The sequence below is a fragment of the Chitinophaga solisilvae genome, from assembly GCF_009928525.1.
Taxonomy (GTDB): domain Bacteria; phylum Bacteroidota; class Bacteroidia; order Chitinophagales; family Chitinophagaceae; genus Chitinophaga; species Chitinophaga solisilvae.
Window position 1 is genome coordinate 340,522 of record NZ_JAABOK010000001.1, and the last position, 14,450, is coordinate 354,971.

Consider the following 14,450-nt stretch of genomic DNA (forward strand, 5'->3'; position numbering starts at 1 on the left):
TGTGAAAAATAAATAAGTATGCATCGTCTCGTCGCACTTTTATGTTTACTGCTTCCTCTTTCATTAGTTGCCCAGCATAAGCTGGATTATCAGCTGCAGGTCCGTGCTGATCTGTCACAGAAATCTTTTAATGTACAGGGGCACCTTACCTTTTTAACGGATGCCGCCTGCGCTGACTCGGTAGATATTGTCATCAGCCGTGGTGTTGGCGCCGCTACACTTCGCCTGGAAGGCGCGCAGGCTAAAATGGATACCAGTGTTAACCACGCAGGTGATATTGTGTACCGCTGGCATTTTGTCAAAACCTTACCCGCCGCTACACCGCTGCGTTTCACCTATGCATATGAGCGCGGCAGCGCGCCTACCTTCCAGTTTTACCTGGATACTGCCTACTGTATGGCCGGCGGTTATGGTTCTGCGTGGTATCCGCAGGTCATCGCGCAGGCTCCGGATGGCACCGGCGATTATCTCCGCGGTACCGGTGTTATCACCGTTACCACTCCGCTGAACATTATGCCGGTGATGGCTGCCTGTACGGTAGTAACTACTACGGCTACACGTAATCATACCTATGAGTTCCGTTACGCACAACCGGATATTTTCTCTTTATATATCGGAAATTATTCCCGTCAGGAGTATAAGGGCAACCGCGCCTTTAACACCTACAGCCTGAGCAAGGCGGTGGATGGCAACGACATCTCCCGCAAAGCGGCGGCTGTACTGGATTACCTGGCAACACAATTTGGTCCGCTGACCATTCCTAACTTTTCCATCATAGAATATCCTGAGTATGTAGCGGAGCAGACAGGTATCGGCGGAGCCAGCATTCTCGGTGGCGTGGCTATGCCTTCCGGGGCGCTCCGCCAGTTTAACTACGCACTCTTTGGTCATGAAATAGGCCACCAGTGGTGGGGTAACAAGGTAATGGTGAAAGGCAGTAAGGGAAAATCCATGGTGTCTGAATGCATGGCGCAATACGGATCATTGCAGGTGGTGAGTCACTTCGATGGCGCGCATGCTATGGAATACCGTAAAACCGGCTACCCTGGCTATATTAAAGACCAATGTGGCCTGGGATACCTTAAAAATGCCGCTGCCGGAAATGATGAGCCGATGGCAACACTGTCAGATAAAAACGGGCATATTCTCGGCGACAGCAAAGGCTTCATGACGTTGGAACTGCTATCCAATACCATAGGGAAACCGGCATTCAATAAAGCGTTGCAGACCATCGGTGAGAAATACAGCAAGGATGGCGTGACCTGGGAAAACTTCCTGGATGAGATGGAGAAAGCACACGGCGGCAGCCTGCAGGTATTTTATCAGCAGTGGTTTAACCGTACCGGGGCGCCCTCCTGGGAAAGCAGCTGGACACAGCAGCAGCGCAAACTGCAACTGAAGGTTACGCAAAAGGACAGCCTTTATCAGCTGCCGCTGGAAGTGCTGATTACCTATACCAACGGCACCACATCCCTGCAGAAAATTGCGGTGAAAGACCGCAGTCAGCAGATACAGCTGCCGGTAACCGGTACGGTGAAAACAGTGCAGCTGGATCCATATTTCAAGGTACTCCACTGGGATGAAGAGCTGACGCCGCTGGCCTACTCACAGGCGAAAGTGGTGAAGGTACTTAACCTGCGTATGCAGCGGAAAAATGACGAAGCGGTAAAACTGGCAGAATCTTATATACGTGAAGGCTTACCGGAAGATAACTCAGGGGTGGAATTCTCCCTGTTGTATCAGCTGGGCCGCATTGCAGCAGTGCAGCAACGCCCGGAAGCAGCCATCGCCTATTACCAGCGTTCTTTACAATGCGTGTCCCGCCCGGCGGATCTGCTGGCTATGACGTACTATCGCATTGCACAACTGGCTGCAGGCAGGCATGATGTGGCATTGGTAGAATGGGCTTGTGCCAATGCGCTGAAGGCAGATGCGGCCAATAACAACAGCGATGGTATAGAAGCTAAAGTAGCTCCGCTGCTGGAGACGCTCGGAAAACGTACTTCCTCCTGAACGAGACGAGGGGAGGTGTTCACGGTTGCAGGCATATGGCCTGCAACCTTTTTTATTTTCAGAGAAACCGCTGCCGGATAAGGTCCATGAAAGCTGTTCTGAATTTATCGCTCAGCGGTATTCGTTTATTGCCGATGAAAATATGATTGTCCTGAATCTTATCTATCCTGCTGGTATTAACGATGTAGGAGTTATGCACCCGGATGAAGGGGGCCTGCAGCTGGTCTGCCACATCTTTCAGGCGTTTGTATACCAGTACTTCTTCTTTGGTGGTGACCAGGCGCACATATTCTTTTTCTCCTTCAAAATATAAAAGGTCCTGCAGGTGTATCTGCTGTAAGGTCTTTCCTGATTTGACAAAGAAGTAATCCTTATTGGCTGCGGGTTTAGGGATGTCCTGCAGTGCCGCCTGCGATGCAAAAGCGGCTTCCGTTTTCTGGCGTGCCGCCAGGAAACGGCGCAGGGTAATAGGTTTCAGCAGATAGTCTATGGTCTGGAAGTTATAGCTGGCCGCAGCATATTCAGCATATGCCGTGGTGAAAATGATTTTTATATCCGGCGGCAGGAGGGCAGCCAGTTCCATGCCGTCGAGGCGGGGCATGTTAATGTCCAGGAAGATAATGTCAGCCCGGTTATTTTTCAGGAATGCCAGCGCTTCCAGCGCGTCGTAGCATTTCGCCAGCAGCTGCCAGTCTGTGGTTTGCTGGATATGCAGTTCCAGCAGGTTCACCCCGTTGGGTTCATCATCAACAATAATGCAGGTCAGGTTCATAACGGAAAGGATAAGAAGGCGGTAAAGCTATCGGCAGATTTAGCTGTTGTCAGCAAATAATCTTCGCCGTATAATAAAGTTAGTCTTTTCCGGAGGTTCCAGATGCCGGAGCCGGGACCGGCGGTTGCCGCAGGGTGTTCCGGAAGGGTATTGCAGGTGCTGAATTCCAGACGCCCGTCCCTGCTTAGCAGGATGATACTGATTTCATTCTGTTGGCTCTTCTTATCGATACCGTGTTTGAAGATGTTCTCCACAAATGTCATCAGCAGCATAGGAGGGATGCTCAGGTGCTCCGGGGCCTGATTGTCGAAGGTGAGTGTTACCTCATGCCGGATACGTATTTTCTCCAGCGCAATATAATGTTCCAGGAAGCTGACTTCTGTAGCAAGCGATACCTGATCTTTCGGACTCTCATCCACAAAGTAGCGCATGATTTCCGACAGCCTTTCTATCAGCAGTGCCGTCCGCGGCGCTTCGCGGTAGGCTTCGTAATAGATGTTGTTGAGGGTGTTGAACAGAAAATGCGGCTGCACCTGCGATTTCAGAAGATTCAGTGCTGCCTGTGTATTCTGCAGGGTCAGTGCCGCCGCCTGCTGCTTTACTGAAAAGTAGGCGATGGCAATACGGAATACAAAGCTGAGCATGAATAACAGCGGCACGCCCGCCAGGTAGCGGAAGATGACAAGACCAGTTACCGGCACCGGATGATCCGTGAACCACCTGTTGTATATCCATGGCATAAAATAGGCCCGTCCCAGGCTGACGGCTGCTAGGTATATTATGACTGCTGTTACATACAGCACCACGCGCTGCCGCAGGTACAGCCGGGGAAACAGCCAGCTAATATTACCATAAATTACGGCCATATAAAACAGCGTGTTGAGCAGCGAGAAGACAAAAGCCTGTCCCGGACTGTCTTCCGGCAGCAGGGAGAAAAACATCAGCAGGAAAACCACCGGCCACAGCATCCATTGTATCCTGGTCACCATGGAATAACGCTCGAAAAATTGCATCATCCAATTTACGAATGATTTAGACTTTTTATTGCCTGCCTGCTGCCGGTTCATCTTCTTTGACATTTTTTTCAATCATTACAGCGATGTATTCAGCCATTGCTGTTTTTTTTTCAATATTAAATCCTCCGGATGAAGCGTAGATGAAAATCAGGGCCGCCGTTTAAATTTTTTTACCAACCGTTGATTATTTTTTTCCTGCCGGGAAAAAACAGGAAATATTGGATGAAAATTAAGCAACTTAAATCTTGCACAAATGTTTCTTTCTGTAACACGTTATTGCCTGCATCAGATAAGCCTGCCGCTGATAGCCCTGCTGATGCTGGCATCCGCGGCAACTGCCCAGGTAGATACCATCGATCAGCAACATGTAAAGCTGAATACCGCCTATCTCAGACCCGGTATACGTCAGTACCTGGTATATTTCCAGATTCCCCGGCAGCCGCAACTGCTTTACCTGAGCCTCTGGGTCAGACAAATAGAGAAAACGACCCTGCACAATCAGCCGGCTTTCCGCATTTCCCAACAGTGGTACAGTCAGGACAGTACCCGTTATGCTTCCTTTACTTCCTATAACAGCGTGAAGGACTTCTCTCCGCTGTATCATGCTGCCGTCAGAGGTAAAGAACTCACCGCCTATAACTGGTCAGCTACCAGCCTGTCCGGCGATACCACCGCCGGCAACAAGGCTGCCGGCTTCAGGCTGGACTTCAGCCAGCCCAACTACAACTGGCACCTGGACATAGAAACGTTTGAAATGCTGCCGCTGGCCGCAGGCAAAACTTTTGTAATCCGCTTCTATGACGCCGGCCTGGAACCCCCTAAATATGTTACCTATAAGGTAACAGGCAGCGAAGTCCTGCAAACACTCGATAACAAAAATGTAGACTGCTGGAAACTGTTCATTGAAGGCGAATCCCCACAGGCTGGCCATTATGAACAAACTTTCTGGATCAGTAAATCTAATCATGAATTGCTTAAGGAAGAGGATAGCTATGGAGGAATGTTTCGTTACAAGATAAAATTACCGGGATTTACGCAGGAGCTGGGAAAGCGGTTTAAAACGGAGTAATTACGAATTACGAATTGCGAATTACGAATGTAGAAGCGAAGATTAGAGCGAAGATCAAAGGTGATACTTAATACTTATCACTTTTAATCTTCGCTCTAATCTTCGCTTCTACATTCGTAATTCGCAATTCGTAATTCGCAATTGGAACAAATTTCCGTTTCCCGTAAATCATTTTCCCGATCAGACACCAACCCCATCCTTCCCGATACTACTTTTGCGGCCGTGATTTTTTATGCTGACTCATTTAAACCTACTTCTGTATGCGTAGATTGATACACGTGTTGTGCTGCATGGCCGCTCTGGTTTGTTCTGGCACCTCGCTGTCCTATGCCGGATCCCTGGGGGAAAGTATCCGGGGAAATATTGTTACTGCTGATAAACAGCCGGCGGTGGCGGTGTCGGTATTGCTGAAAGAAGCAAACCGCGTGGCCCTGTCTGATGATAACGGGAATTTCATTTTCAATAAAGTTAAAGCCGGCGACTATACGCTGGAAATATCCCTGATAGGGCATGCAGCAGTAACCAGGAAAGTGACTGTGCACGAAAATCAGGCTACTGTAGTAGCTATCACGCTGGAGAAGACCTCTCAGCAGCTCAGCGAATTTATAGTTACTTCCGGCGCTACCAGATTCGCCAAAAAGAAAAGCGATCAGGTAGCACGTATGCAGTTGTCTAACCTGGAGAATGCGCAGGTATACACCGTACTGCCTAAGGAGTTGCTGCAGGAGCAGCTGGTGACCGACTTCCGCGGAGCGCTGCAGACAGCCCCCGGCGTTACCAACGTCACCCAGGGCGTAGGCTCCGGTGGCATCGGCCTGTCTATCCGTATGCGTGGCTTCAGCGGTACAAACGCCGGCGGCGCTATCCGCAACGGCATGGCTACCAACTGGATGTCTATGTCCGATCCGGTCAACCTGGAATCTATTGAGGTCATCAAAGGCCCGTCCGGTACCCTGTTCGGTGGTGTCATGATTTCTTACGGCGGCCTGGTGAACCGTGTTACCAAAAAACCTTTCGATGAATACAGGGGCGAAGTGGGATATACCACCGGCAGTTTCGGCTTCAACCGCCTTACTGCTGATGTGAACACGCCGCTGAACAAAGAGAAGACCGTTTTAATGCGCCTGAATGCGGCCCTGGAAAAAAGCGGCAGCTTCCTCGACTATGGCAGATCCTCTACCATGGCTTTCGCCCCGGCATTTACCTTTAAACTGAACGATCGGCTGACGGTAGACCTGGACGTGGAAATGTTCCGCACCAAAAGAAATACAACCTATATCGGGCGTATAGCCGATACCGTGAAAGCCCGCAGCTTTGATCAGCTCTCTTTCGACTTCCAGCGTTCCTATACCAGCAATAACCTGCAGAGCGAAGCGAATATCCTCAACGCTTTTGCGAAGGCCACCTATAAAATTTCGGATACCTGGACCTCTACCACCAGCTACTCCTACGCCAATACGGAAAATAACGCCAACTACCTGTTCCTGCTGGTGAATTCAGATACGACCATGCAGCGCCAGCTCATGAATATTCCGAGCTCTTTCGGCGTAAACCAGCTGCAGCAGAACTTCAACGGCGATTTTAAAATCAGTGGGATGCGTAACCGCCTCCTCGTAGGACTCGATTATACGCAGGTAACTTCTAATGACCGCCGCACCGTTATCCCCGTATTCGATGTGGTAAAAATCAACCAGGACGCCGCCGATATCTCTATTGAAAAGTATCAGCAGCAGCTAGCCGATAAAAAACGCACGCCGAATAACCGCAACTACCAGACTTACAGCGCGTATGCCGCCGATGTGCTCAACCTCACACCTTCCCTGATGGTCATGCTCAGCGGCCGTATCGATCACTATAACAGTAAATTCGATAAGTTCAGTCAGACTGCCTTCTCCCCGAAAGCCGGCATCGTTTACCAGGTGTTGCGGGATAAAGTTTCCCTCTTTACCAACTACGCCTCCGGCTTCAGTAATCCGACACCTAAGCTGATTTATGCAGAAGATGAAAAAGAGAAAACGAACCTGAAACCGGAAATATCCCGGCAGTTTGAAGGAGGCGTGAAAGTGGAACTGCTCAGCGGTAAGCTCTCCGGTACTGTCAGCTACTACGATATTGAAGTGCAGAACATGACCCGCGAAGACCGCGAACATCCCAACTACTACCTGCAGGATGCCACCCAGCGCAGCAGCGGTATTGAAACAGACCTGATCGCCAATCCCTTCAGGGGCATGCATATGATCTTCGGCTACGGATATAACAACAGCAGGTATACCAAGGCGGATTCCACTGTACAGGGCCTGCGCGCTCCCTCCGCGCCACAACATGTGGCTAACTGGTGGATCAGCTACAAACTGCAGCATGGTATTGCAAAAGGCCTGGGCTTCGGCTTCGGCGGCAACTACCAGAGCGAGTCCTTCTTTATCAACAACAGGGTGAAATCAAAAGAGAAAGGCGGATATAATACGGAGGCAGTGACCTTTACGGCCCCTTCCTTTGTAAGACTGGATGCCACCATTTTTTACGATCAGCCCCGTTATCGTATAGGCGTCAAGGTTAATAACCTGGCGAACAGGGAATACTGGACCACCGACGCGTGGGCTACCCGTGAGCCTACGCGGCAGCTGGTAGTGAATATGAGCTACAAATTCTAAAGGCAACTTTTTCATCAATTAATAATAAAGCCCCGCAGCGTATGCTGTGGGGCATTTCCATGAAATTATGCAGACAGGAAGCAACCAACGGATTACACCTAAACAAAAGAAGAAACCTTCGTTATTCAGCCGCGTCAACGCCTGGCTGCATCTGTGGCTCGGCCTTTCCTCCGGCATCGTCATCTTCGTGGTTTGCCTCACCGGCACCATGTTCGTTTTCTGTGATGATATCATTGATCTCATCAGCCGGAAAGCCCTTACCGTGCAGGAAACCGGCGCAGTACAAAAGAAACCGGAAGAACTCATCGCTATCTTTAAACAGGAGCGCCCTGACTTTCACCCTTTCTATTTTGTCGCCTATAAAGATCCGGAGCGTAGCTTCAAAATTGCGTATGAAGATAAAGAGGATCATTTTCACTTCGCCTGGATGGATCCCTACACCGGTAAAATACTGGACTCCAACGGCGCCTACTATTTTTTCTATGTGGTAGCACATATCCACAGCCAGCTGCTGCTGCACGAGCCGGGAAATATTATCGTGGAAATTGCCACCTGGATATTCCTGCTCGAACTTATCGGCGGACTTATCCTCTGGTGGCCGAAAAAGTGGACGAAGGCCACCCGCGAACAGTCGTTCCGCATCAAATGGAACGGCAAATGGAAGCGGGTTAACTACGATCTGCATAACGTACTCGGCTTCTACAGCCTGCTGCCGGCGCTGATGCTCACCATCACCGGACTGATTATCGTAAACCATTTTGTAAATGGTAAAGTACATCAGGCCTTCAACGGGCAATCGGGTACCTACAAGGCCATGAGAAAGGCAGCTCCCGCATATGTAGCCGGCAGCAAGCCTTTTCCGCTGGACAGCATATTGCTCAGATACCTGCACCAGCCGGGCGTGGAACAGCTGCGCATGACCATCCCGGCTAAAGACAGCATGACTTCCTGCAATGTGGTTGCCGGTAAGGAAATAGGATTGAAAGGCTACAACGGCCGCATGTTTCTCGTGAACCGGTTCACCGGAGAAGAAGTGAAAATGGCTGACAGCTGGTATAACGGAGAAAAAGTAGAGAACATTAACATGAACCTGCACCTCGGATTCTGGTATGGTGCAGTAGGAAAGACGATCACCTTCATCATCGGACTTATCTGTACCTCCCTGCCCATCACCGGTTTTATGATATGGTGGAACAGGAAGAAGAAAAAATCTCCGGTGCGCATCTCTTCCAAACAAACAGTAACTGCCTGATAATATGTCTATGAAAAAAATATTTCTCCTGTTGCTGTCTGTCGCCATGATACAGCAGTTATCCGCACAGTCGTTGTTATCCGTGCATTCCGCCATACTGGGCGAAGACCGTCCCGTAACCATTATCCTGCCGGAGACATACCGCGATACCACTATTGCGCCTGCCAGCTATCCTGTACTGTATCTTTTCGACGGAGAGTGGAATACCACGCATGCTGCGGCCATTGTGCAACACCTGTCCAAAGGGATGTATGCCATGATACCTGAGATGATCGTGGTCGGCATTCACAATACCGCGAGAACGCGCGATCTTACACCTACGCATGCTCCTACCACACGTCCGGGAAAGAAAGGTACGCTGTACAGCGAAAGCGGGGGCGGAGAGAAATTTATCAGCTTCCTGCAGCAGGAACTGATACCGTACGTACGTAAAAACTACCGTACTTCCGGTTATCAGGTGCTCAGCGGCCACTCCTTCGGCGGACTGGCCACCATGAACATCATCATGCATCATACTGCATTGTTCAATGCCTGCATTGCTATTGACCCTTCCATGTGGTGGGAGGAAGAACGCTTCCTGGATGGCTTTCCGGCCGTGCTGCAGCAGCAGGATATGAAAGGACGTAAGCTTTTTGTAGCGGAAGCCAATAAGGTAGCCATCCCGCAGGATACTACCACCGATCATCCCAGGGCCATCAAACGGCTGGCGAATGAGATACTGCCATTATCTGCCGTATCAGGCTTGCAATGGAAACATAAATTTTACCTGGAAGAAGATCATGGTTCCATACCCCTGCCAGCCCTCTACGATGGATTGAAATTCGTTTTCAATGGTTACCAGACCCAGGTAAAACAGGTAGCTGATGATTATGAATTGTATCTCCGCAATTACGCGGCCATCAGTAAAAGCAATGGTTTTGTTTTCAAACCGGGCGAATCGCTGACATATGCCATCGGCCAATACGCCTTATCGCAACAGAAGCCCGCTGCCATCAATTTCCTGCTGCTGAATGTACAGCAATACCCATCCAGCATTCCTGCACACCTGGCGCTCGCCGCAGCTTACCTCAGACTGCAACAGCCGGCCGCAGCGCTGAACACCTATCGTAAGGCGTTGCAACTGGCGCCGGATAATGGTTTTGTGAAGGAGAAGATACGGGAATTGGGGAGATAGAATTGCGAATTACGAATTGCGAATTACGAATGTAGAAGCGAAGATTAAAACGAAGATTAAAGGTGATATTTATTAAACATCTCTATTAATCTTCATTTTAATCTTCGCTTCTACATTCGTAATTCGTAATTCGCAATTCGTAATTCGTAAGCCAAAGTCTATTGTCGCCCTGCCCAACCATCCATATACGTCTCCAGTACATCCAGCGGCATATCTCCGTATGCCAGGAGGGCATCGTGGAAGTGTTGCAGGTTGAACCGGCTGCCCAGTTGTGCGGCATATTTATCCCGTAGTTCCCTGATTTTTATTTCCCCGGTTTTATAGGAGAGTGCCTGTCCGGGCATGGCCATATAGCGTTCTATTTCTGCGGTGGCAATGGCTTCGGTGATGGACTGGTGCGCAATCATATAGGCGATGGCTTCTTCCCGGGTCATTTTGCCGGTGTGGATCCCGGCATCGGCTACCAGGCGGGTGGCACGCAGCATTTCATTATTGAGCCGGCCCATGCGCTGGTAGGGATCGGTATAGCAGTTCAATAGTTGTCCCAGTGATTCGGTGTACAGTGCCCATCCTTCGAAGTAGGCGCTGAAAGCGGGTTGCTTGCGGAAAGCGGGGATGTGCTGGTTTTCCTGCTGGAAGGAAATCTGGAAGTGATGTCCGGGAACACCTTCATGGATAAACGTAGCTTCCATGCCGTGGAAGGTGACATTGATTTTTCGTGCATCCGGTACCGGTACATAAAAGATGCCGGGCCGGTTTTCCGCTGCGTTGCCTTTCACATAGTAAGGTCCGCCCGTAGCACCTTCCAGGTAGGCTGGCATGCGCCGGATTTCAAATTTCGTCTGTGGCAGATGCGTGAAATATTTACCCAGCACCGGTGTAATCTTTTCGTAAATACGGCGATAGGCCGCCAGTACTTCTTCCGGAGAGGTAAATGGCATCAGTTTCGGATTGGTCCGCAGGTGGTGGAAAAATTCCTGCAGCGTGCCTTTAAATCCCAGCTCGTTTTTAACAGTTTCCATCTCTCCGGTGATGCGCGCTACTTCTTCCTGCCCTTTGCGGTAAACGCTTTCGCCGGTGAGGCCTGGTGTGGTGGTGAATACCCGGATGTAATACTGATAAATGCTGTCGCCCCCGGGAAGGGCGTGAAGTCCGGCCTGGTCCTGCGCTGCAGGCAGATAGGTGTTCTTCAGATAGGCTGCCAGTTTACCATATGCCGGTATCATTCCTGTGCTGATGACCTCATGGTATAAAGCGCCTATCTGCTGCTTTTCTGCTGCGCTGAACGCTGCCGGTATGTGTGACAGCGGTTTGTAAAAGATATTGCGGGCGCTGTCTGTTACAGCCAGCGCTTCCAGCTGAGGAATCATTTTAAGTACCAGCGCTTTGGGCAGTACTACACCTGCTTTGATGCCCCTGTTGAAATTGGCGATGGCGGTATCAGCCCAGGGACTGAAGGCGCGCATGCGCATGGCCCAGTTGCGGTAATCCCGGACAGTGCTGAAAGGTTGTGCGCCGCCACCTGCGCCCAGCTGTGCCAGTTCCAGCGGCGTGGATACAAACTGGTTCATGGGCATATATTCCAGGTGCAGGGTAATGGCTTCCTGCCCTGTCTGCAGGATATGCTGCAGGATGTCATAGGAAATCCTGTCTGCCTCCGTCAGCTGCTGCCGGTCAAATTTTTTTAATGCGTTCAGGTATTGCTGATAGAAGGCAGAAGTAGCCGCCAGCTGTGGTGCGGCGCCTTCGTTGGCCAGCTGGTCATCATAGCGGTGATCTCCGGCTGATGTAGCTTCCAGCGGGAAGAGTGCAGACCTTTCCTGGTAATACCTGTCAAAAAGCCTGTTGAGCTGCGCGTTGCGCTGCTGAGCGCCGGCACTGGCTGTGGTAAGAATGCCCGCCAGCAGCACCGTCCGGCGCAGCGCCTTTTTTATTGCCTTCATTATTGATATGGTTTATACTTCGCGGAGCATCCAGACGCTACAGCCGAAATGGCCTGACTGGCCCAGCGGTCCGGACAGATAGGTGAATCCCAGCTTTTCATACATGGGAATAGCAGAAGTCAGCTCCGGCATCGTTTCCAGGTATACCTGGCTGTAACCCAGCGATGGCGCTGCTTCCAGGCATTGCGTCATGAGCTTGCCGCCGATGCCTTTCCCTCTCGCTTCCGGCAGCAGATACAGCTTCACCAGTTCACAGCAGCCGTCGGGTAATCCCGCAGTAGGATACAATCCGCCACCGCCGATGATCTTACCGTCTTCTTCTGCTACCCAGTAGGCAGAAGCCGGTTCGGAGAATACCTGGTACAGCTCATAGAGACTGTCATCATAATAGGCAGTGCCGGGCTTATTGGCCTTGAATTCCTTCAGCACCTGCTGTATCAGCGCACCCAGCTGCTGGTTGTCTGTTTCCCTGATTGGTCGTATTTGCATCACTTTCACTGTTTACGGTAATGGATAATGCAAAGCTACAGGAGGGAAGAACGGAAAAATTGTACGTAATTAACCTTTGTGAAAAAAATCAGAGAGATTTATATGCTTTGGGGAGCATACCGGTAATATGACGGAAGGTTCTGGTGAAGTGCGCCTGGTCGGTAAAGCCGCATTCATAGGCAATGGCGGTAAGGCGCTGCTGTCCCGCTCTTATCAGGGGCAGGGCTTTTTCTATCTTGATCTTTCTTAAATAATCACCGGCAGAACAACCGAAATACCTGGCAAAAGAACGGGAGATGCTTACCGGGTGCAGATCCAGTTGCGCCGCCAGCATTTCCAGTGACAGGGGCTGGTTCCACTGGTCATGCAATACTTCCTTTATTCTTTCCGTCCATTCCGGAAAAACTCTTTCCTGCTGCTGATGTGCGGTTATCAGCTGCAGGCACAGCTGCTCCAGTGCAATGCCTGATTCGCTGTCATGCAGGTAATGCTCCCGCATGATCTGCAGCAGTCCCTGCGTATTCAGCGTATGTTGCTGCTCAAACATGAGCGCAGAAGAGGGCGCGCTGATACCGAAAGTACGGAAGAAATCATCTCCCAGCTCCAGGTTGAATATCCGCGTACCGGGCCGGTAATCCACGTTCTGATGTGCTACCCCCGGATGATAATACAAACCGGCTCCTGCACCCTGTACATCTGTGCACCGTGACCTGTTCTCCTTGCTGCCGCCGGAAAGTATATGCGAGAAATGCGGATTGGCATGATAGTGCCACTCAGACGACATGCCTTGTGTAAAGCAGGTCTCGCTGGTAATGATATGGCCGAAAGTATGTTCCTGCACTTTCTTTCCCACATACTTTCCTTGCTCAAACTGAACGGGTTGCTGGTGGCTCATGGTGTGAAGGTAAGGATCCAATTACTAATTGCGAATTACGAATTACGAATGGCGAATTACGAATGCAGAGGCGAAGAACTAAACGAAGATTAAAGGTGATATTAATACTTATTCTCTTTAATCTTCGTTTAGTTCTTCGCCTCTGCATTCGTAATTCGCCATTCGTAATTCGTAATTTATTTAAAACCCCAGGCTTTCATCGCTTTAAGATCTTCCTTTACACACGCTATCGGAGCGATGCCCTGATATGATTCCTGTTCAATGATGAAATATTGGGTGCCGCCGGATTTAATACCGAGGTCTATTACTTCTTTCACGGGGATGATTCCTTTACCAAGGATGGTGCTTTCGTAGCTGCCGCCCATTTCGCCTTTGGCGGATTTGATTTCATCTTTCACATGCATCAGTTCAAAGCGGCCCGGATATTTTTTGAGGATATCTACGGCGATACCGCCTGCGTGGTACATATTGCCAATGTCCAGCTGCTGCGCTACCAGAGAGGGATCCGTGTGCTGAAGTATCAGATCGAATAATTTTTCTCCGTTCAGGGTGGTGCTGAATTCAAAATCGTGGTTATGATAGCCGAACTTCATGCCCGATTTTTTGCAGAGTTCACCGCATTTGTTAAATACGTCCATGTAGGCTTTGAAGTCGTCGTAGGTTTTACGCAGGCTTTCATCCAGCCAGGGGCTGACAACGAAGCGCTGACCTGCGGTGGCGGCATCTTCTACGGTATATTTCCATTCATCGGTAAAATCTTTTGCGGCTGTGTCCCAGTGTTCCCGGCGCAATACCGTATGGCCGCTGGGCATCTGTAATCCCAGGTCTTTCAGCAGTTTTTTGAATTCGGCGGCGCTGTAACCATAGAATTTACGTTTCACATAGTTGGCATGTTCTACGTTTTTATATCCCATGGCGGCCAGTTGCTGCAAGGTGCCGGACGGATTCTTTTTCATGTCGTCGCGGATGGAGTATAGCTGTATACCCAATACCTGCGGCCCTTTCCATGCTGCCGTCAGTACGCCGGGAACCAGGGTGGCGCCGGCTGCTGCCAGTACGCCCTGCTTCAGGAAATTTCTTCTGGATGTGTTCATGCGTGTCGGTTATTAAGTCGTGGAATATTAAATGACCCCTTAAAGTACATATTATGACCGGTAAAAACAATGTAAACATTTC

11 protein-coding genes are annotated in these 14,450 nt (G+C 50.1%); 5 read left to right on the top strand and 6 right to left on the bottom strand.

Annotation, left to right across the window (positions count from 1 at the left end; all coding sequences use genetic code 11):
- Positions 1-18: 18 nt before the first annotated feature.
- Positions 19-2,013, top strand: coding sequence for a M1 family aminopeptidase (locus GWG06_RS01100; RefSeq protein ID WP_160710877.1), 1,995 nt, complete (start codon positions 19-21; stop codon positions 2,011-2,013).
- Positions 2,014-2,071: 58 nt separating this feature from the next.
- Here GWG06_RS01100 and GWG06_RS01105 read toward each other — a convergent pair whose 3' ends face one another.
- Positions 2,072-2,785: a LytR/AlgR family response regulator transcription factor gene (locus tag GWG06_RS01105; RefSeq protein WP_127042208.1), complete on the bottom strand. Its 714-nt coding sequence runs from the start codon at positions 2,783-2,785 to the stop codon at positions 2,072-2,074.
- A complete protein-coding gene (locus tag GWG06_RS01110; RefSeq protein WP_160710878.1) occupies positions 2,782-3,801 on the bottom strand; it encodes a sensor histidine kinase in 1,020 nt (339 codons plus the stop codon). The genes GWG06_RS01105 and GWG06_RS01110 overlap by 4 nt, the downstream gene beginning before the upstream one ends.
- Positions 3,802-4,054: 253 nt before the next feature.
- On the opposite strand from GWG06_RS01110, the gene GWG06_RS01115 reads away from it, so the two are divergent.
- The 4 genes from GWG06_RS01115 to GWG06_RS01130 all read left to right on the top strand — a co-directional run bounded on the left by GWG06_RS01115 (position 4,055) and on the right by GWG06_RS01130 (position 9,947).
- A complete protein-coding gene (locus tag GWG06_RS01115) occupies positions 4,055-4,870 on the top strand; it encodes a DUF3108 domain-containing protein (RefSeq protein WP_160710879.1) in 816 nt (271 codons plus the stop codon).
- 260 nt (positions 4,871-5,130) lie between these two features.
- Positions 5,131-7,521, top strand: coding sequence for a TonB-dependent receptor (locus GWG06_RS01120; protein WP_160710880.1), 2,391 nt, complete (start codon positions 5,131-5,133; stop codon positions 7,519-7,521).
- A 67-nt stretch (positions 7,522-7,588) separates the two neighbouring features.
- Positions 7,589-8,773: a PepSY-associated TM helix domain-containing protein gene (locus GWG06_RS01125; protein WP_160710881.1), complete on the top strand. Its 1,185-nt coding sequence runs from the start codon at positions 7,589-7,591 to the stop codon at positions 8,771-8,773.
- Between the two features lie 10 nt (positions 8,774-8,783).
- Positions 8,784-9,947, top strand: coding sequence for an alpha/beta hydrolase (locus tag GWG06_RS01130; RefSeq protein WP_160710882.1), 1,164 nt, complete (start codon positions 8,784-8,786; stop codon positions 9,945-9,947).
- Positions 9,948-10,105: 158 nt separating this feature from the next.
- On the opposite strand, the gene GWG06_RS01135 is transcribed toward GWG06_RS01130, so the two are convergent.
- The 4 genes from GWG06_RS01135 to GWG06_RS01150 all read right to left on the bottom strand — a co-directional run bounded on the left by GWG06_RS01135 (position 10,106) and on the right by GWG06_RS01150 (position 14,368).
- Entirely contained in the window at positions 10,106-11,890 is a 1,785-nt protein-coding gene (locus GWG06_RS01135; RefSeq protein WP_160710883.1) for a DUF885 domain-containing protein, read from the bottom strand.
- 12 nt (positions 11,891-11,902) lie between these two features.
- On the bottom strand, positions 11,903-12,379 hold the full coding sequence (locus GWG06_RS01140; RefSeq protein ID WP_160710884.1) for a GNAT family N-acetyltransferase: 477 nt from the start codon (positions 12,377-12,379) through the stop codon (positions 11,903-11,905).
- Between the two features lie 88 nt (positions 12,380-12,467).
- Positions 12,468-13,274 (bottom strand): helix-turn-helix transcriptional regulator, encoded by an 807-nt coding sequence (locus GWG06_RS01145; protein ID WP_160710885.1) that lies wholly within the window; start codon positions 13,272-13,274, stop codon positions 12,468-12,470.
- Between the two features lie 176 nt (positions 13,275-13,450).
- Positions 13,451-14,368, bottom strand: a complete 918-nt coding sequence (locus GWG06_RS01150) for a sugar phosphate isomerase/epimerase family protein (RefSeq protein WP_160710886.1) — start codon at positions 14,366-14,368, stop codon at positions 13,451-13,453.
- Positions 14,369-14,450: the final 82 nt, after the last annotated feature.